Source organism: Serratia sp. PGPR-27, assembly GCF_022678525.1.
GTDB lineage: Bacteria > Pseudomonadota > Gammaproteobacteria > Enterobacterales > Enterobacteriaceae > Serratia > Serratia nematodiphila.
The window spans coordinates 133735-152622 of record NZ_JALBYS010000001.1 but is presented as its reverse complement, the minus strand read 5'-3'; the positions used below and the strand labels follow the sequence as shown (position 1 = coordinate 152622).

General features: G+C 61.8%; 17 protein-coding genes. 6 read left to right on the top strand and 11 right to left on the bottom strand.

Annotated features, from left to right (window positions below):
- Nucleotides 1–12 precede the first annotated feature (12 nt).
- Complete coding sequence (locus MMS95_RS00745; RefSeq protein WP_015376516.1) at nt 13–1314, bottom strand: FAD-binding oxidoreductase; 1302 nt, start codon at nt 1312–1314, stop codon at nt 13–15.
- Between the two features lie 101 nt (nt 1315–1415).
- On the bottom strand, nt 1416–2174 hold the full coding sequence (locus tag MMS95_RS00740) for a helix-turn-helix transcriptional regulator (RefSeq protein ID WP_015376515.1): 759 nt from the start codon (nt 2172–2174) through the stop codon (nt 1416–1418).
- Nucleotides 2175–2403: 229 nt separating this feature from the next.
- Between MMS95_RS00740 and MMS95_RS00735 the strand changes: the two genes are divergently transcribed.
- Complete coding sequence (locus tag MMS95_RS00735; protein ID WP_021505269.1) at nt 2404–3531, top strand: iron-containing alcohol dehydrogenase; 1128 nt, start codon at nt 2404–2406, stop codon at nt 3529–3531.
- Between the two features lie 258 nt (nt 3532–3789).
- Here the strand turns inward: MMS95_RS00735 and MMS95_RS00730 are convergent, their stop codons facing one another.
- Nucleotides 3790–4719 (bottom strand): LysR family transcriptional regulator, encoded by a 930-nt coding sequence (locus tag MMS95_RS00730; RefSeq protein ID WP_021505270.1) that lies wholly within the window; start codon nt 4717–4719, stop codon nt 3790–3792.
- 135 nt (nt 4720–4854) lie between these two features.
- On the opposite strand from MMS95_RS00730, the gene MMS95_RS00725 reads away from it, so the two are divergent.
- The 4 genes from MMS95_RS00725 (at nt 4855) to MMS95_RS00710 (ending at nt 10328) form a co-directional block, all read left to right on the top strand.
- A complete protein-coding gene (locus tag MMS95_RS00725; RefSeq protein ID WP_088381214.1) occupies nt 4855–6195 on the top strand; it encodes an aspartate aminotransferase family protein in 1341 nt (446 codons plus the stop codon).
- A 10-nt stretch (nt 6196–6205) separates the two neighbouring features.
- The gene (locus tag MMS95_RS00720; RefSeq protein ID WP_277951769.1) at nt 6206–7714 is read left to right on the top strand and encodes a CoA-acylating methylmalonate-semialdehyde dehydrogenase; all 1509 of its coding nucleotides are present in this window, start codon (nt 6206–6208) and stop codon (nt 7712–7714) included.
- A gap of 125 nt (nt 7715–7839) precedes the next feature.
- Entirely contained in the window at nt 7840–9216 is a 1377-nt protein-coding gene (locus MMS95_RS00715) for an amino acid permease (protein WP_015376511.1), read from the top strand.
- A 2-nt stretch (nt 9217–9218) separates the two neighbouring features.
- Nucleotides 9219–10328 carry a P1 family peptidase gene (locus tag MMS95_RS00710; RefSeq protein WP_242141304.1) on the top strand — a complete coding sequence of 370 codons (1110 nt, stop codon included), beginning with the start codon at nt 9219–9221 and terminating at the stop codon, nt 10326–10328.
- Nucleotides 10329–10364: 36 nt separating this feature from the next.
- Here the strand turns inward: MMS95_RS00710 and MMS95_RS00705 are convergent, their stop codons facing one another.
- From MMS95_RS00705 to MMS95_RS00685, 5 genes are read right to left on the bottom strand one after another with little or no spacing between them, the layout of a single operon-like run.
- Nucleotides 10365–11615 carry a phospholipase D-like domain-containing protein gene (locus MMS95_RS00705; protein WP_242141303.1) on the bottom strand — a complete coding sequence of 417 codons (1251 nt, stop codon included), beginning with the start codon at nt 11613–11615 and terminating at the stop codon, nt 10365–10367.
- A complete protein-coding gene (locus MMS95_RS00700; RefSeq protein WP_016929215.1) occupies nt 11608–12258 on the bottom strand; it encodes a MotA/TolQ/ExbB proton channel family protein in 651 nt (216 codons plus the stop codon). Before MMS95_RS00700 ends, MMS95_RS00705 begins: the two co-directional genes overlap by 8 nt.
- A 46-nt stretch (nt 12259–12304) precedes the next feature.
- The gene (locus MMS95_RS00695; RefSeq protein WP_004933238.1) at nt 12305–14548 is read right to left on the bottom strand and encodes a TonB-dependent receptor; all 2244 of its coding nucleotides are present in this window, start codon (nt 14546–14548) and stop codon (nt 12305–12307) included.
- 39 nt (nt 14549–14587) lie between these two features.
- Nucleotides 14588–15340: an energy transducer TonB gene (locus MMS95_RS00690; protein WP_164044950.1), complete on the bottom strand. Its 753-nt coding sequence runs from the start codon at nt 15338–15340 to the stop codon at nt 14588–14590.
- Nucleotide 15341: 1 nt separating this feature from the next.
- The gene (locus MMS95_RS00685) at nt 15342–15749 is read right to left on the bottom strand and encodes a biopolymer transporter ExbD (protein WP_004933244.1); all 408 of its coding nucleotides are present in this window, start codon (nt 15747–15749) and stop codon (nt 15342–15344) included.
- A gap of 491 nt (nt 15750–16240) precedes the next feature.
- Here MMS95_RS00685 and MMS95_RS00680 point away from each other — a divergent pair, with 491 nt between their 5' ends.
- Nucleotides 16241–16543, top strand: a complete 303-nt coding sequence (locus MMS95_RS00680) for a hypothetical protein (RefSeq protein WP_004933246.1) — start codon at nt 16241–16243, stop codon at nt 16541–16543.
- A 37-nt stretch (nt 16544–16580) separates the two neighbouring features.
- Here MMS95_RS00680 and idi read toward each other — a convergent pair whose 3' ends face one another.
- From idi to MMS95_RS00665, 3 genes are read right to left on the bottom strand one after another with little or no spacing between them, the layout of a single operon-like run.
- Nucleotides 16581–17180, bottom strand: coding sequence for an isopentenyl-diphosphate Delta-isomerase (gene idi / locus MMS95_RS00675; protein WP_004933248.1), 600 nt, complete (start codon nt 17178–17180; stop codon nt 16581–16583).
- A gap of 42 nt (nt 17181–17222) precedes the next feature.
- Complete coding sequence (locus MMS95_RS00670) at nt 17223–17450, bottom strand: non-oxidative hydroxyarylic acid decarboxylases subunit D (RefSeq protein WP_004933250.1); 228 nt, start codon at nt 17448–17450, stop codon at nt 17223–17225.
- A gap of 9 nt (nt 17451–17459) precedes the next feature.
- A complete protein-coding gene (locus tag MMS95_RS00665; RefSeq protein WP_015376505.1) occupies nt 17460–18887 on the bottom strand; it encodes a non-oxidative hydroxyarylic acid decarboxylases subunit C in 1428 nt (475 codons plus the stop codon).
- Nucleotide 18888: the final 1 nt, after the last annotated feature.

The window sequence follows — 18888 nt, the reverse complement described above, 5'->3', positions numbered from 1 at the left end:
CTCCTCTGAGGGTTAACGGCGGCCTTTCCAGTAGCCGGATGTCTGGTGCCAAACCTTACCGGCGGTGGTCATCACTCGCCGCAGCTTGTCTTTGCCGAAGATGTTGACGTGCGGGATCGAGCTCATCAGATCGTAGCGATCGGATCCTTCGCTCATGCCCTCCGCCAGCACCTTGCACACGATGTGGCTCGGCGTCACGCCGAAGCCGGAGTAGCCCTGCACGTAAAACACGTTGTCGCGATCCGGCAGCGTGCCGATCTGCGGGAACAGGTTGGCGCTGCAGCACAGCGGGCCGCCCCAGGCCAGATCGATCTTCACGTCTTTCAGGTACGGGAACACCTTCAGCATCAGGTTGCGGTTCCAGGCCTTGAGATCCGACGGGAAATATTCGATCAGGCGGGTGGCGCTGCCGAACAGCAGCCGGTTCTCATTGGTCACCCGGTAATAGTCGATCACCGGGCGGATGTCGCTGTAGGCGCCGCGGATCGGGCTGATCTGACGGATCAGATCGTCAGACAGCGGCTCGGTGGCCAGCTGGAAGGCGTAGGTGTTGATGGTCTTGCGGTAGATCTGCGGTTCCATGCCGTTGAGAAAGCCGTTGCAGGCCCACAGCATCTTGTTGGCGCGCACCGAGCCCATGGCGGTGCGCACCGTGATGCGCGGCCCGTACTCCACGTTGAGCACGCTGCTGTTCTCGAAGATTTTCACCCCGTAGCCGCTCAGCGCCTTGGCCTCGCCCAGCAACAGGTTGAGCGAATGCACGTGGCCGCCGCCCATGTGTTTCAGCGCGCAGGTGTAGGCGTCGGAGCCCACCACCTGCTTCACCTCCGCCCCGGTGTAAAGCTCGATCTCCTCTTCCGGCGCCACCGCCCTGAACTCCTTCAGCCAGCCGCGCAGGGTCTTCTCCTGACGCGCGTTGCTGCCGAGATAGCCGTAGCCGAAGCAGAAGTCGGCGTCGATGTCATATTTCTTGATGCGCTCGCGGATAATGCCGGCGCCGAGGTTGCTGATCTTGAAGATGGTTTCCAGCCCGGCCGGGCCGACGTGGCGTTTGATCTTCTCCAGATCGTGGCCGATGCCGGCCATCACCTGGCCGCCGTTGCGTCCGGTGCCGCCGTAGCCCAGATAGCGGCCTTCGAGGATGGCGATGTTGGTGATGCCCTTCTCCGCCAGCTCCAGCGCGGTGTTGATGCCGGAGAAGCCGCCGCCGATGATCACCACGTCGACGTCCAGATCCTCTTCCAGCGTCGGGAAGCGCAGATCGTATTTTTTGGTCGCCGCGTAGTAGGTTAAGGACTCGATTTCGTTGTTCACTGCCGCACTCCCGATTGCCTATGCCATGACATCGGATTATCGGGAGCCGTGGGATTGTCCGCTATGTCCCCTTAGGGACATTCGCTACAAAAAATTAACATTCACGCGCTGCGCCGCTGCGGGGCGGTCAGCAGCAGACTGAACAGTTCGGCCTGCGAGCCGATGTTCAGCTTGCCGTAGATGTTCTTGCGGTGATTTTTTACCGTGCCGAGGCTGATGAACAGCCGGTCGGCGATCTGCTGCGAACCGCAGCCGGCGAGGATCAGATCGACGATCTCGCGCTCGCGCGGCGTCAACAGATAGCGCGCCTGCGCGCCGTCGTGGTTCTCCGTGTCGGCCTCGGCCGGTGCCGCCACCACTTCGCCGTGCAGCCGCGCCACGCTTTTTACCAGCGTCAGCGCGCTGCGCAGATCCGCCCGCTGCGGGTAACGCACCGCCACCGTGCGGCGCGCCGAGCCGAAAAATACCCCCAGCCCGCGCTCCGGCGTCAATTGCAGCAGCACGCCGGCCTCGTCGTGCCAGCCGGTCTTGCGATAAAAGTTACGGTAATAGTCGCTGTGATAAAACCCGCAGGGCGCCAGCTGGCGCAGCGTCAGCACCTCGCCTTCGCCGCCGTCGTTCAGCGCGCGGTAAAACGGATCCTGCAGGTAGGCGCCCTGTTGGTAGATCTGGTTGACCGCATCGCTGTTTTCCCGCTCGGTTTTGATCAGGCAGCGCGGCGGCCGGCCGCGTTCGAAGGCATAGACGATGGCGTTGTCGAAGGCGAAAAACCCTTCCAGCCAATTCAACAGGCTGGGATAAAAGCGCGGGCTGGCCACCGCATCGATCACCGCAGACAAGCGTTCAACCTGAATATCCATACCCGCCTCGCCATTATTAATACATTAACAATCTACCGATTTCGGATGGGGTTGGCCGCACGACGGCCGGTACTGTTAAAAAAAGCATCCGGCGCGCCGAAATGCAAGAACGAGATCGTTTACATGTTAAACAACTCACAGGTTGCCGCAGCGGGGAAAGCGGTGGCCGCTCCGCGCCCGCTGGCTTATGCTGTGGCATCGCGCCCCGCAACGCCGTCAAGGAGACCTCATGTCCGTCAGCCATATCATCGCCAACCGCCAGACCTGGTTCGGCCACGGCAGCATCCAGCAGCTGCCGCCGCTGCTGCTGGCCGATCCGCAGCCGACGCTGCTGTTCAGCTGCCGCTCTTTTCTCAACGGCCCGGTGTACGCCGGCCTGCGCGAAGCGCTGACGCCGCTGCTCATCGGCACTGAGATCGTCAGCCACGAGGCGTCGCCGCAGGAAATAGACGCCTGGGTGGCGCGCTGGCGCGGCCAGGCGCGGCGCGTGGTGGCCATCGGCGGCGGCAGCGTGCTGGACGCCGCCAAGGCGTTCTCCGCGCTGGTGGAGCACCCGCTGCCAACGCTGCGCTATATGGAAAAAGTGGGCGACAGCAAAATCAGCGGCGCCACCCTGCCGCTGATCGCCATTCCCACCACCGCCGGCACCGGCAGCGAGGTGACGCAGAACGCGGTGATCACCGATACCCAGGTCAGCAAAGTGAAAGCCTCGCTGCGCCATAATAACTTCGTGCCGCACACCGCCATTCTCGATCCGCAGCTGCTGGCCGGCGCGCCGGACAAGGTGCTGGCCTACTGCGCCATCGACGCCTTCACCCACCTGTTCGAGGCCTATCTGTCGAAAACCGCCGGCGCCATGACGCGCGATATGTCGCTGAGCGGCATCCGCCACTTCCTCGCCGCCTGGCCGGCGCTCAACCGCAGCGACGCGGCGCGCGAAGCGATTATGCAGGCTTCCTACCTCGGGGGGCTGACGCTGAGCGCCGCCGGGCTGGGGGTCATTCACGGCATCGCCGGCGAGATCGGCGCGCTGCGCGACTACCATCACGGCCAGGTCTGCGGCCGCCTGCTGCTGCCGTTCCTCACCCTGCTGGAAAGCAGCGAACAGCCGCAGCAGCGCGCGCTGATGGCCGAGCTGGCCGCGCGCCTGTACCCGCACTGGCAGGGCAGCCCGGAGAGCTACCTGACCGATTTCATCACCCGCCACGCCATCGCGCCGTTCTGGCAGGACGATTTGCCGATTTCCGGCCAGGAATTGGCGGTGGCGCTGGAGAAATCCAACAGCAAGAATTCCTGGATCGACTATGCGCCGGCGCAGCGGCAACGGATGATCGAAGAGGCGTTTCGCGTCGAATGATGATATCTACCCTAAATAGTTGGAGCTGCATCCCGGCGGCAAGAGGCGGCTCGCCAGGAGCTTACTCAAGTAAGTGACTGGCGTACGCACTCGCAGCCAACACAGATGCAGTTTCAAGTATGACGGGTATAATCAGACCAACGCACTAGCAGGAGTAAGGAAATGGGCATCATCGGCTGGATCTTCGCCGGCATCGCGGTCGGCATCCTGGTCGGCGCGCTGATCAGAATCTTCGGCAAGAAGAAAGAGCAGTAAGCGTCACGCTGTTCCGTGGGCCGCCAGCAGGCACTCATGGAACAGCTTCACCACCCGCTGCGGCACCGGCGAGCGGCGCAGCACGCTGGAGTATTCGCAGTGGTAGCGGAACAGCGCCGGTTTGATCGCCCGCATCAGGTTCTGCGCCACAAAAAACGCCGCGTAGTGATCCGGCAGAAAGCCGACGTATTTGCCGGACAGAATTAACGTCGCTATCGACTCCTGCGCAAACCCCGTCGCCTTGCGATGCAAATGTTGCTGCAGGCTCAGTTCCATATTCGGCGAATGATAGCCTAATCCGGCGAAGGCATAATTGTGCAGCAGATCCCAATTTAATGTTTCATGGGGGCCGGAAAATAATTCATGCTGCGCGCCGCAATATAAGAACATCCTCTCACTGAATAACGAATGATAAGATAAACTTTCCGCGCTGCGGTGCATGGGAATAACCCCAACCTGAAATTGCCCGTCAATAACGCCGCGTTCAATGGTATTAATCGGCTCCACATACATTTGCAAAGAAACCTCCGGCGCGCGCTCGCTGAATAACGCGATGGCCCGGCCGATCTGCGCCTGCGGATTGCTGACCGTATGGTCGAATATCGCCACGTGCAGCTGCCCGCCCATGCGCTGGTGCACCTCGTCCACTCCGCGACGGAAGGCCTCGGTGGCCGCCAGCAGGTTGACCGTTTCCTGGTAGATCAACAGCCCCTCATCGGTGACCGCAAAGCCCTCGCGCCCGCGCTGGCACAGCGTCAGGCCCAGCCGCTGTTCCAGATCCTTGATGTGCTTGCTGATGGTCGACAGGCTGATGTTCAGCTCCAGTTCGGCGGCGCTCATGCCGCCGCAGTCGACCACGGCCTTGAATACCCGCAGCAAACGCAGATCCATATCCGACAATTGTCCCAGCAACGCGCGCTTTTTTACTTGCATAAAACCTTAAGTAAGTTTCGACATATGATTATTCACAGTAGAGAACAAGCGGTACATAGTCAATTTCGCACAACAATTCGTTAACAACTCATTTTATTTAATTAATCGCACTTATTTTCCTGCCCGGAGGAAAACATGGCCGCTGAAAATTATTCGCTTAATCGTCTCGATGCCGCAGGGTTAGAAGCCCATTGGATGCCTTTTACCGGCAACCGCAATTTTAAAGCGCAGCCGCGCATCATTACTCAGGCCGCAGGGGCGTATTACACCAGCCACGACGGCAGAAAGATTTTCGATGGCCTGTCCGGATTGTGGTGCTGCGGATTGGGGCACGGCCGGCAGGAAATCACCGACGCCGCCCAGCGCCAGCTGGCGACGCTGGATTACTCGCCGGCGTTTCAGTTCGGCCACCCGCTGTCGTTCGAGCTGGCCAACCAGATCAAGGCGCTGACGCCAGCGGGGCTGGATTACGTATTCTTCACCGGCTCCGGCTCGGAAGCGGCGGACACCTCGCTGAAAATGGCGCGCGCTTACTGGCGCGCCAAAGGCCAGGCGGGCAAAACCTGCTTTATCGGCCGGGAAAAGGGCTACCACGGCGTTAACTTCGGCGGCATCTCGGTCGGCGGCATCGCCGGCAACCGCAAGGCGTTCGGCGCCGGCGCCGAGGCGGATCACCTGCCGCACACCCTGCTGGCCGGCAACGCCTTTTCGCGCGGCATGCCGCAACAGGGGGTGGAGCTGGCGGATGAGCTCAGCCGCATCATCGCGCTGCGCGACGCCTCGACGATCGCCGCGGTGATCGTCGAACCGTTCTCCGGCTCCGCCGGGGTGATCGTGCCGCCGGTCGGCTATCTGCAGCGCCTGCGCGAGATCTGCACCCAGCATGACATTCTGCTGATCTTCGACGAAGTGATCACCGCCTTCGGCCGCTGCGGCGCGATGACCGGCGCCGAGGCGTTCGGCGTCACGCCGGACATCATGAACATCGCCAAACAGGTGACCAACGGCGCGCAGCCGATGGGCGCGGTGGTGGTGCGGCCGGAGATTTACCACACCTTCATGAACGGCGGCGAGCCGGACTACCAGCTCGAATTCCCGCACGGCTACACCTACTCCGCCCATCCGGTCAGCTGCGCGGTCGCGCTGGCGACGCTGGACATCCTGCAGCGCGAACAGATGGTGGAGCGCGTACAGGCGCTGGCGCCCTACTTCGAGCGCGCGGTGCACAGCCTGCAGGGGGCCAAACACGTCACCGACATTCGCAATATCGGCCTGGCGGCCGGCATCACGCTGGCGGTGCGGCCCGGCGAACCGGCGCGGCGGCCCTTTGAAGCGGCGATGCGCTGCTGGGAAAGCGGGTTTTACGTGCGCTACGGCGGCGACACCCTGCAACTGGCGCCGCCGTTCATCAGCAGCGAAGCGCAGATCGATGCGCTGATCAACGCCGTCGGCGATGCCCTCAACGCCACCGAATAAGGAGAGAATCATGACCATTACCCATTGGATCAACGGCGAGCCCGCCGCCGGGGGCGAACGCAGCCAGCCGGTTTACGACCCGGCCACCGGCCAATCGGCGCAGGAGGTGCAGCTGGCCGACCGCGCCACGGTGGAGCGCGCCATCGCCGCCGCCGAACAGGCCTATCCCGCCTGGCGCGATACCCCGCCGCTGAAACGCGCGCGCATCATGATGAAGCTCAAGGATCTGCTGGAGCAGCATGCCGACGCCGTCTGCCAATTGATCACCGCCGAGCACGGCAAAGTGCTCAGCGACGCCCTGGGCGAACTGCAGCGCGGCATCGAGAATATCGAATACGCCGGCTATGTGCCGGAACTACTGAAAGGCGAACACAGCAAAGAGGCGGGCCCGGGCATCGACAGCTGGAGCGAGTTTCAACCGCTGGGAGTGGTGGCGGGCATCACGCCGTTCAACTTCCCGGCGATGGTGCCGCTGTGGATGTGGCCAATGGCGGTCGCCTGCGGCAACACCTTCGTGCTGAAGCCTTCCGAGCGCGTCCCTTCCGCCGCGCTGTATATCGCGCGGCTGGCGGCGGAAGCCGGGCTGCCGCCGGGGGTGCTCAACGTGGTCAACGGCGATCGCGAAGCGGTGGAGACGCTGCTGCATGACGGACGCGTCAAAGCAATCAGCTTCGTCGGTTCGACGCCGGTGGCGGAGCACATCTATCACACCGGCTGCGCGCAGAACAAACGGGTGCAGGCGCTGGGCGGCGCCAAGAACCATGCAGTGGTGCTGCCGGACGCCGATATCCCCGGCGCGGTCGGCGCGCTGATGGGCGCGGCGTTCGGCTCCTGCGGCCAGCGCTGCATGGCCATCCCGCTGGTGGTGGCGGTGGGCGACGGCACCGCCGACGCGCTGATCGCCGGGCTGAGGCAACAGATGGCCGCCATGCGCGTCGGCCCCGGCAGCGATAACCGCAACGACATGGGGCCGCTGGTGACCCGGCAGCATTATCAGAAGGTGAAAGGCTATATCGATCAGGGCGTGGCCGAAGGCGCCGAGCTGCTGGTGGACGGCCGCGAACTGCGCGTGATCGGCGCCGACGGCCGCCCCAGCCAGGGGTACTTCCTCGGCCCGACGCTGTTCGATCGCGTGACGCCCGGCATGCGCATCTATCAGGAAGAGATCTTCGGCCCGGTGCTTGGCGTGGTGCGCGCGGCGTCGCTGCAGGAGGCGATGGCCTTGATCGACGCCCACGAATACGGCAACGGCACCTGCCTGTTCACCCGCGACGGCGAAGCGGCGCGCTACTTCTCCAGCCGCATTCAGGTCGGCATGGTGGGGATCAACGTGGCGCTGCCGGTGCCTGTGGCCTACCACTCGTTCGGCGGCTGGAAGCGCTCGCTGTTTGGCGATCTGCACGCCTACGGCCCGGACGCTGTCAGGTTCTACACCAAACGCAAAACCGTGACCCAGCGCTGGCCGGCCTCCGGCGACGCCCGGCGCGCCAGCTTCAGCTTCCCGTCGGGGCAGGGGTAACACATAAGAACAATAAACTTCCGGGGAGCAACGCTCCCCGGCATTTCGCGCGCTCCATTTGATTTCTGCGTACAGCCTGTGCAGCAAAACAATTACTCACTCACACGTTAATGGAGTCGTTAACCATGCAAGAGTCCGCCCCTGAACACACTTTCAAAGGCAATCTCAGCGTCCTCGACGTGGTGATGATTACCGCGTCCGGCGTGACGCCGGCCAGTTCGATCTTCGTCATCGCGCCGCTGGCGATCGCCAGCGCCGGCAGCGGCGCCTTTCTGTCATTTCTGATCGCCGCCTGCGTCGCCGCCACCATCGCGCTGTGCTATGCCGAGCTCGGCGCCGCGCACCCCAGCGCCGGCGGCGAATACAGCATCATCAAACGCCTGTTCGGCACCCTGTGCGGGTTGCAGACCTATCTGTTTATTCTCAGCGCCGCGCTGTTCGTGCCGGCGGTGCTGGCCACCGGCGCCGTGCCCTATCTGAATACCGCACTGGGCACCTCATTCGACGCCTCCACCGCCGGCATGATCACCGTGCTGATCGGCGGCGCCTGCGCCATTTTCAACATCAAGGCCAACGCCCTGCTGACCGGCGCCTTTCTGGTGGTGGAAGTGGCGGTGCTAGCGCTGATCGCCTGGCTCGGTTTCAGCCATCCGCATCAAAGCGCAGAGATCCTCACCGCGCCGGTGATGCTGGACGCGCAAGGCAGCCTGGCGCCGGTTTCGCTGCCGCTGATCGTCGCCATGGTCGGGGTCGCTCTGTTCTCCTACAACGGCTACGGCGCAGCGGTGTACATGGCGGAAGACATGCGCGAACAGGGCAAACCGATGGCGGTCGCGATCATGCTGACGCTGGTCATCGTGGTGCTGGTGGAGCTGGTGCCGTTCACCGCCCTGCTGATCGGCTCGCCGTCGCTGGCGGAGATGGCCAAACAGGCCGACCCGGTCGGCTATGTGGTCACCCAGCTCGGCGGCCCGACGCTGGCGCGGGTGGTGAGCGGCGCGATTTATCTGTCGGTGTTCAACGCCATTATCGCCATCGTGGCGCAGTTCAGCCGCATGATGTTCGCCAGCGGGCGCGACGGCTTCTGGCTGCCGGCGTTCAACCGCGCGCTGAAAATCATCCACCCGCGTTTCGGCACCCCCTGGATCGCCACCCTGCTGTTCGGCGTGCCCTCGGCGCTGCTGGCGTTTTGCTCCGATCTCGAATCGCTGACCTCGTTCACCGTGATCCTGCTGCTGCTGGTGTACATCATCATGGCGGTGGCGGCGCTGATCAGCCGCCGTCGCCGCCACTTCCATCACCCGTACCTGATGCCGCTGTGGCCGCTGCCGGTGCTGGCGGCGCTGCTGTGCTGCCTGTACGTGCTGTGGACGATTTTGATCGCCAGCAGCCTGAAAGACTTTATTATCATTGCCGGCATCATCGGCTTCGGGCTGGCGCTGAACCATCTGCGCGGCCGCCAGACGGCGCCCCTCGCCGCCCCCTCAATAGAAGGAGAATAACCATGACGCAGCGCGCTCAGGATCTGGGCATCACCATCGGCCAGGGCACGCCCGGCCCGCTGAACGCCATCACCGACGTGCCCGGCGTGCGCGTCGGCCATGCCAGCCTTCATGCCGATTTGGCGGACGGGCGCAGCGTGCGCACCGGCGTGACGGTGATCGAACCGCGCCCCGGCTCCGCCCGCCACGCCCCCTGCTTTGCCGGCGTGCACGTGCTGAACGGCAACGGCGACGCCACCGGCCTGGAATGGGTGCGTGAAGCGGGGCTGCTGACCAGCCCGATCGCCTTCACCAACACCCACAGCGTGGGGGTAGTGCGCGATGCGCTGATCGCGCTGGAACGCGAAGCGCTGCCCGCGAGCGACAACGCGGTGTACTGGAATATGCCGGTGGTGATGGAAACCTTCGATGGCCTGCTCAACGACATCAACGGCTTTCACGTCAAGGCCGAGCACGTGCGCCAGGCGCAGCAGTCGGCCCGAGGCGGCTTGCCGCAGGAAGGCGCGGTCGGCGGCGGCAGCGGCATGATCTGTCATGAGTTCAAGGGCGGCAGCGGCACCGCATCGCGCCGCTTGCCCGCCGATCAAGGCGGCTGGACGGTGGGCGCCATCGTGCAGGCCAACCACGGCAAACGCGAGTCGCTGCTGGTCGGCGGTTACCCGGTGGGCCGCCACCTGGGGCATATCCCCTCGCCGTTCACGCCGCAGTTGCCGCATCCCGGCATGGGCTCCATCGTGGTGGCGCTGGCGACCGACGCACCGCTGCTGCCGCACCAGTGCGCGCGGCTGGCGCAGCGCGCCAGCATCGGCATCGCCCGCACCGGCGGCGGCACCGAGGATTCGAGCGGCGATATCTTTATCGCCTTCGCCACCGGCAACGACGGCCTGCCGCCCGCCGACTACGCCAATAAAGGCGATTTCACCACGCCGCTGCGCATGGTGAACAACGACTACATTTCGGCGCTGTTCGCGGCGGCGGCGGAAGCGGTGGAAGAGGCGATCGTCAATGCGCTGCTGGCGGCCAATAGCGTCAGTGGCAACGGCCATCGGGCGGAAGGGCTGAGCGCCGAGCAGCTGGTGACGGCGCTGGAGAAGGCCGGCTGGCGGCGGTAAACAACGCGGGGCGCGGGGGTAACCACGCCCTGATAATCAGGATCCGCCGCCCGGCTTGGGCGTCGGGTAATCGTAATCCAGTTTCAAGGGTTCGGCATAGACGCTGTTCCACAGCTGTTGGTACAGCTGGTCCAACCGCCCGCTCATCGCCGCGCTGTGCAGCACCAGTTCCAGATTGCGCGAGTTGTCCAGATAGCCGCCGGTCCAGTTGCTGGTGCCCACCCAGGCAATCTCATCATCGATGGTCATCAGCTTGCTGTGGATCACGCGGGCAAACGGGATGAAGCCGCTGCTGGCCGGCGGAATGGTCACCACCTTGATCTGCACGTTCGGCACCAGCGCCAGGCTCTTCAGCCAGGCGATATCCGGCTTTTTGGTGTTCCAGTTGGCTACCATCAACTCGATCTGCACGCCGCGCGCCGCCGCGCTGCGCAGCGCATTGTCGATCACCGCGTAGAAGGGGCGGCTGCGCTCCGGGCCAAACGACAGCGGCGCGTAGTCCATCACCTGCACCCGCACCCGCCGTTTGGCGTCGGCCAGCAGGCGCGGCAGCTCGGCCTGCGAATCGAGCACGCCCGCCGGATTGTAGGCGCGCGGGCTGGCCACCAGATAGTTGTCCTGCGGGGGCGCGGTCGGCGGCGAATCGGGCAGCGCCGGCACCGGCTTATCCTGCGCCAGCAGCGCCTGCGCCTGCCAGTCCTGTTCGAAGATCGCCTGAATTTGCCCCACCACCTTGGCGTCGCTGATGCGCAGCCCGGTTTCGTGAATATGCTCCAGCGCGCGCCAGTCGAAGTTCTGGCTGCCGACAAACGCCTGTTCGCCGTCCACCAGCAGATACTTGGCGTGCAGGATGCCGCCGCTCAGCTTCTGGTAAGGAATGATGCGCAGCTCCAGATTGGGGATCGCCTTCAGCTGTTCCAGCGTCTCGGCGGTGGAGTTGCGGATGCCTTTCTCCTCCATCAGGAAACGGATTTTCACCCCGCGCTCACCGGCCGCCTTCAGGCGCTGCAGCACGCCGTCCAGCAAGGAGCCGTCCTGATTCGCCACGTAAAACTGCCCCAGATCGATGCGGGTTTTCGCCGCGTCGAACATCTCGCGCCACACCTCGGCGGTGTTGCGCAGGTCGTCGGCCTGCAGCGCAGTTTCTACCGGTGCGGTATACACCAGCTCGTAACCGGGAATCGCAAAACGCGCCGCAGCGCTCTGGCTCAACATCAACAAACAACCGCCCCACAATGCCGTATAAAGGCGGCCGAACGGCCGCCGTGTTGGATGGCCATTAGGCATAGCGCGGCGCCCCGCTGTCAACCCATTGTTCGCCGCTGCCGCTCTCCGGGCGGCTGGCCGGCTGACCGGCGCGGATCAGCAGCACCTTCAGCAGCTCGTTGATCCGCTCCATGCGGCTCTGCAGGAAGTTGTTGGCCACCAGGCACAGCAGCGCGATGGCGATGCCGAGGCCAGTAGCGTACAGCGCGGTGCCCATCCCGGCCGACACCAGGCTCGGCTCGGAGACGCCCGAAGCGGCCAGCGCCTTGAAGGTTTCGATGATCCCCATCACCGTGCCCAGCAGCCCCAGCAACGGCGCAGCGGTGACCACGGTTTCCAGCAGCCACAGGCCGCGCGCCATCGGTGGCTTGCTCAGCAAGTACTGGGCGTCGATCAGATCGCCGATCGCCTCGCGATCGCCGGCGCGGTGTTTCTGCGCCAGCACCGGCGCGATCACCGCCATCGGCAGGCTGTTGCGCTGGGTCAGCGCGTCCGGCAGATCGGCCGCGCGGCGCACCTCCGGCGTCAGCGCCTGCTCCAGCCGGCGCGCCTGGCGCTGGGTATAGGCGAAGTACAGCGTGCGTTCGATGATGATCACCAGCGCGATCGCCAGCGCGGCGTACATCACGTAGAAAATAATGTCGTGCAACAGATTGGCGTCCATACAGGGTTCCTCTTCCCCGCCGCCCGGCAGGCAGCGGGGCGTTCAGTTAAAAGGTGGCTTCCAGCGAGACGCTGAAGGTGCGTTCTTCGCCGACGTTGTAATACGGGGTGCTGGCCTTCACGCCGCCGTAGGGCGCCGCGTTGAAGGTGGTGGTGCGCACCGAGGTCAGGTATTCCTTGTCAAACAGGTTGCTGATGCCAAAACGCAGCGCGGCGCTTTTGACGATTTTCTTGTCCACCGGCAGATGCACCCCCGCCGCCAGATCGAACACCGTGCGGCCGCCGATCTTCTCGTCGTTGGTCAAGTCGCCGTAGAATGCGCTGACGTACTTGCCGCTGACGCTGCCGTAATACAGCCCGTCGTCATAACCCAACGTCATGTTCAGCAGGTTTTTCGGCACGTTCGGCACCTCTTTGCCGGAGGTCGGCAGCGGCTGCCCGCCGTTGCTGACGATGTCGTTCTTCTGCTTCGATTGGGTATAGGTATAAGAGGTGTAGTAGTTGAAGTTATGCGGCAGTTGGCCGCTCCACTCCAGCTCCAGCCCTTTGTTCTCCACGTTGCCGATGTTCATCATCTCGTAGTCGCCGGCCGCGTTGGTGGTGGAGATTTGGCGATCGCTGTAGCGCATGTAGAACAGCGTGGCGCTCAGCAGCATGTCCTCTTGCTGGAAACGCCAGCCCAGTTCGTGGTTCCAGCTCAGCTCCGGCTTGGTGCTGAGCGAGTCGCCGACGTTGTACAGCACGTAGTTGGGCGGCGTGCGCATGTTGCGCGTCAGGTTGTAGAACACCTGGTTTTCCTGGTTCACCTTATAGCTGGCGCTAAAGTTCGGCAGGAATTCGTGATAGGTGGCTTTGCGCTTCTCCGGCACGTTGTACAGGCTGCCGCGGTTGTCCCCTTTACGCTCCACATACTGATAGGCCAGGCCGCCGACGAAGGTCCAGTCCGGCGTGGCAAACCAGGTGTCCTGCAGCCACACTTTCTGTGCCGGGGTGATGGTGTACTGGTTGCGCCCCTGCACGGTGTTGCCGTTGGCGTCCTTCACCTGATCGGAACCGCCGGGTTTCCCCCAAATCTGTGACGGGTTGCCGTCGCCCTTGATGCTGATGAACGGCTGAGTCTGCAGTTGGCGCGCGCGTTCATACCAGTAGCCGATATCCAGGCTGTGCTGATCGTTAATGTCCCACTTCAGCTTGGTGGTGATGCCCGGCCGCCAGGTTTGGGTCCACGACGGGCGGTAATAGGTGTTGGACTGCAGGTTGCTGAGGTCATACTGCCCGGCTCTGTCCGACGTGCTGGACAATACCGACGCCGTCTGGCCGTTGAAGCTGCCGCCGTTGCCCCAGTAGTAATACGGCTGCAGGGTCAGCGACAGGTTGTCGCGCAGCTGCAGTTTCTGGGTGAACGACAGCGTAAAGTTCTCGAACGGGTTGCGTTCAATCTTGTAATACTTGTTCAACTGCCCTTTGCTGTTGTACTCCGGCGAGGTGACATAATCGGTGTCACGGCCGTCGTTTTGGAACTGCGCCTTGCTCAGGGTGTTGTAGTTGGTGTTGTTCTGGCGGTTGTACTTCATCACCAGATTGCTGCTGTTGCCGTTGCCGTCTTCATACAGCGAATTCATCTCGAACTTGTCGGAGTACAGCCGCCCCTCGCCGCGCCATTTCTTCGCCTCGGTGTGCGAATAGGAGAGCCAGTTGCTGAAGCCGTTGTACTCGCCGGTCTCCAGGCGGGCGAAGGTTTTGCTCAGGCTGTTGCTGCCCAGCGTCTGCTTGACGAAACCGCCGAAGTCTTTCGCCGGGCGGCGCGTCACCAGGCCGATGTTGCCGCCGCTGGAGCCGATGTGCGGGCCGTCCGCTTCGGAAGATCCCTGGGTGACGAACACCTCCTCCAGGTTTTCCGCGTCGCCCAGCAGGTTCGGGTAGACCGCGTAGTTGCCGGAGTCGTTGATCGGGATGCCGTCCATCGACAGGCCGATCTGATCCGAGTTCATGCCGCGCATGGTGTAGTCCACGCCGCTCAGGCCGCTGGCGTCGTTGCTGTTGACGTTCAGGCCCGGCGTGTATTTCAGTTTATCGATGGCGTTGGCCGCCGACGGCATTTTGTCCATCGCCTCTTTGGTGACGGTGGAGCGCGCCTTGGCGCTGTCGTCCTGCACCATCATGCCGCCGCCGAGCGACTGCCCCTTGACGCTGATGGTGCCGACATCGGTGGCGTCGGCCGCCAGCGCGGCGCCCGGCAGCATCGCCGACATCACCGCCAGATAGATCCCAGAACGATTAAACGATTTCATTGTGTGCATCCCATAAAAATCAAACGATTAACCCTTGCGCTAAGGCGCCTGATAATTGAACGTCGCGGTAAATCTTTTGGTTGTTTGCCCGGCGAACGCCTCGCTCGGGAACGGCTTCACTGAACTGATGCTTTGCAGGCTGCTCATCGCCGCGCGATTCAGCAGCATGCTGGCGGCCTTGTTGGCGATGCCGGAAGAGAGCACCCGCCCGCTGCGATCGACCTCCAGCCACACCTCGACGTTGCCCTGCGGGCGCTCGAGCGAGGCCTGCCGCCCGCTCGGGTAGCGCTTGCGCTGTTCCAGCTCACGGCGCAAGGCCAGCAGGTAGCCGTTTTCTATCGCCTGCGCGTTCACCTTCGGTGCCGCGGGGGCGGCCGGTGCGGGCTGCGCCGCCGGTTTGCTGACCAGCGCGCGCGGTGCGGCGGGCGCCGGCGTCGGTTTAGGTTTCTCTACCGGTTTGGCTTTCTCTTTCACCGGTTTGGGCTTTGGCTGTGGCTTTGGCTGTGGCTTCGGCACCGGCTTGGCTTCCACGATCGGTTCCGGCGCCGACACCACCGGTTCGGGGAGCGGCTCCGGCTCGGGCGGCGGCGGTTCGGGCTGAGGCTCCGGCGGCGTTTCCGGTTGGGGTTCCGGCGCCGGTTCAGGTTCCACCAGCGCCAGTTCAATGGCGGTTTCGTCGTAGCGCGGCTGGATCTTCAGCGCCGCCTGTTGGCTGGCGAACAGCAGGCAACCGGCGACAATCAGCGCCGGCAACCAGCTGAAAAGATGACGTGAGCGATAGAGCAGATACATGTCACAGCTTCCGTGTCGCGATGGAGACGGAGAAGAAGCCGCCCTGGCGCAGGTTGTCCATGACCGCCACCAGCCGCTCGACCGCCACGCCTTTATCGCTGTTGACGATGATGGTGGTGGTCTGGTTGGCCTGCTGCTGTTGCTTCAGCGTGTTGACCAACGCGTCGAGCGCGATCGGCTGGCCATCCAGCTGCAGCTGTTCGTCGGCCCCCAGCGTGATGATCGCTTTCTTCTGCGGTTTCAGCTGTTGCGCGCTGCCGGCAGACGGCAACTGCGTTTTCAGCCCGAGCGCCGGAATGACGTTCAGGCTGATCAAGACGAAAAACACCAATAAAAACATCATCACGTCGATCATCGGGATCAGTTCGATGTGCGCTTTGTTCTTTTTCGGTTCGTTCCAGTTACGCATGACACTCCCTCCAAAAGCGAAGCAGCCAATATAGGAGGGGTTTGTTTACCTTTTGTTACGCTTGTGTGATCTTATTTTCACAGCGGAGATTTTTTGCGAGAATTTTTTCAATGGCGGGCAATAAATGCGGAGATATAACTCATTAATTAGCGATAGTTTTTAATGGAATAATTGCAATGTGGGCCTAACGCCGTGCGGATGACGAGACAATAAATGTGAAAATAGTGACAAGCTGCGCCAACCGGTGGCGGCTTTGCCTCTCACCTCCCAGCGATATCTGCTATTTTTCCCAAGAAAATTCCCAATCCCCCTCTTTAAAACACTCGCCAAAAATAAATGCGACTATATTTAACCAAATAACACCCTTCATTGAATGGAATATTGCCAATCAAATGGCAGTCGTTATATTTTTAAAGTGAAATAGCGCTACGGCATTATTTTAGAATTTAATTAAACCCACTAAGTTACCCTTTTATTTATAAGGATTGTATATGAAAGTACTTAGTCAATATGAAGAACAGTACGTTAGCGGTGGCGATCTGAACGCGGCCTGGGATGGGCTGTTGGACGGCGCCATGACCGGCGCGCTGATTGCAGGTAAATCCGCAGGCGCAGGCGGCTTTATTGCCGGTGCGGTCGGCCAATTGGTCGGCACCATCATCGGCGGCGTTGCAGGCGGTGTGGGGCTGGGTCTTTATGGCCTGACGCATACGCAGCAGGAAGTGGCCGACTACGCGAAACATTTCCGCGAGACTATCGGCTCCACCTCGACCTCGGTCGGCGGCAGCCTGTAAACATGAATGAATAAATAGTCACCCTTACGGTGACTATTTATTTTATTACAGCACCGTCCCTAATGTCGCGCGCAGCGCTCTTTATGGTTATGGCATCCCTGTATTTTTTCAAACCTGATGTTATCGCACCGGTATTCAATTGAGAAACCATCCACGGGCTGAAAGCGAATGGCGTTAATTTTACAGCCGCCATTAAGTTATTGAGATCGACCCACGCATAATCCGCCACTTCATCCGGATTAGCACAGAGAGCGCCTTTACAATACGCGGCAAATACCGGGCAAACCTCATTCTCCATGATGCCGGACACGTCGGTCGCCTGATAACTGAAGGCGTCGCTCAGCAGCGTTATCTGCTCGACTTCCGTGCCCAATTCAACCTGAGCGCGACGTATAACGGCCTGCGCCAGCGCCTCTTGCGGCAGGGGATGCCCACAAAAAGAATTGGTCCAGACCCCCGGCCAGGCGGTTTTGCTCAACGCGCGCCGGGTGACCAACACTGCACCCTCGACAGTAAACAGGTAGCATGAAAAAGCCAGATGCAGCGGCGTATGCCGCGTGTGGACCTGATCTTTGGGCGTCGTCCCGCAGGGCTGCCAGGCGGCGTCAAGCAGAACGACGTCTTCATTTTTCATCATTGTTATTTCCATGAAAAGGCGGGCTTTTCCCCGCCTGCGGTTTCATTTCCTCAGAAGAGGAGGAATGGTCGGCACTTCCGGCGCATTATCGATATCCTGCTGAGTCATGCGAAACTCGGGCGGATAATGCTCCCGTTCCGTTCTGCGAGCAGGTTCGGTATTACGCCAGGTATAAAGGCAGTGTTGACACTGGTATACCGTCCACACGCCCTTGACCGGTGAATGCGCCATGACGTCTATCTGTTTATCGGCACAACGAGGACAAATCATAGGAACTCCTTAATGACGGTTAGCCAGCATGGCGGTTAATTTATCCACCCACAGGGCAGTTTCGGGTAAATCCTTGACCGGCTGGCTGTAGTGGCCGCGCGTATCCGGAGCCACCGGCGTGGTCGCGTCAATGATGAGTTTGTCCGTGATCCCCGCCGGGCTGGAGCCGGGATCCAACTCCAGCACCGACATATTCGGCAATTGTACCAAATCGCCGGCCGGATTGACCTTGGCGGACAGCGCCCACATAACCTGCGGCAGGTTGAAGGGATCGACATCCTCATCGACCATGATCACCATTTTCACATAGCCCAGCCCATGCGGCGTGGTCATCGCCCGCATCCCCACCGCGCGCGCGAAACCGCCGTAACGCTTTTTAGTGGAAATGATGACGAGCAACCCGTGGGTATACATCGCATTAACCGCCTGCACTTCCGGAAACTCGGCTTTCAACTGCTGATACAGCGGCACACAGGTGGCCGGCCCCATCAGGTAGTCGATTTCTGTCCAGGGCATGCCCAGATACAGGGATTCAAAAATCGGCCGCGAGCGGTAAGAAACCTTATCGATGCGCACCACCGTCATGTTGCGGCCGCCGGAATAGTGCCCCGTAAATTCGCCGAACGGGCCTTCAATCTCGCGCTTGCGGCCTTCAATCACCCCTTCAATGATGACTTCGGAACCCCAGGGCACATCAAAGCCGGTCAAGGGGGCCGTCGCTATCGGGTACGGGCTTTCACGCAGGGCGCCGGCCATTTCATACTCCGACTGATCGTATTTGAGCGGCGTCGCCCCCATCAGCGTAATGATCGGGTCATTGCCCAGCGTAATGGCGATAGGCAGATCCTCGCCGCGCTCTTCTGCTTTATGCAGATGCAGCGCGATGTCGTGCATCGGCACGGGCTGCAGGCCCAGCTTACGCTTGCCCTTCACCTCCATGCGATAAATGCCGACGTTTTGCTTGCCGAAGTGGGTCGGATCTTCAGGATCGCGGGAAACCACGCAGGCCTTATCCAGGTAGAATCCACCGTCGCCGTCGTTTAAGCGAAACAGCGGCAGGATCTCAAACAGATTAATCTCCTCACCGTTGACCTCGTTCTCGGCCCAGGGCGGATTATCGCGACGTTCCGCAGAGACGGGAAAATGATCCCAGCGGCGAATATACTCATCGATTTGCTGCTTCACCGGCGTGGCCGGCGGGAGCCCCAGGGCTATGGCGTGATTCTGCCATGACCCGATGGTGTTCATGACCACATGCGCGTGTTCAAAGCCTTTAATGTTCCTGAATGCAATGGCGGGGGCGCCCTCACCCATTCTGCCTGTGGCGTTGGCTGCCGCGGCGATATCCGGTTCCGCCTGAACCTCCTCGGTAATATCGAGTAATTGTCCGGCCTCATCCAGCGCCGCTAAATAACTTCGCAGATCGTCATAAGCCATA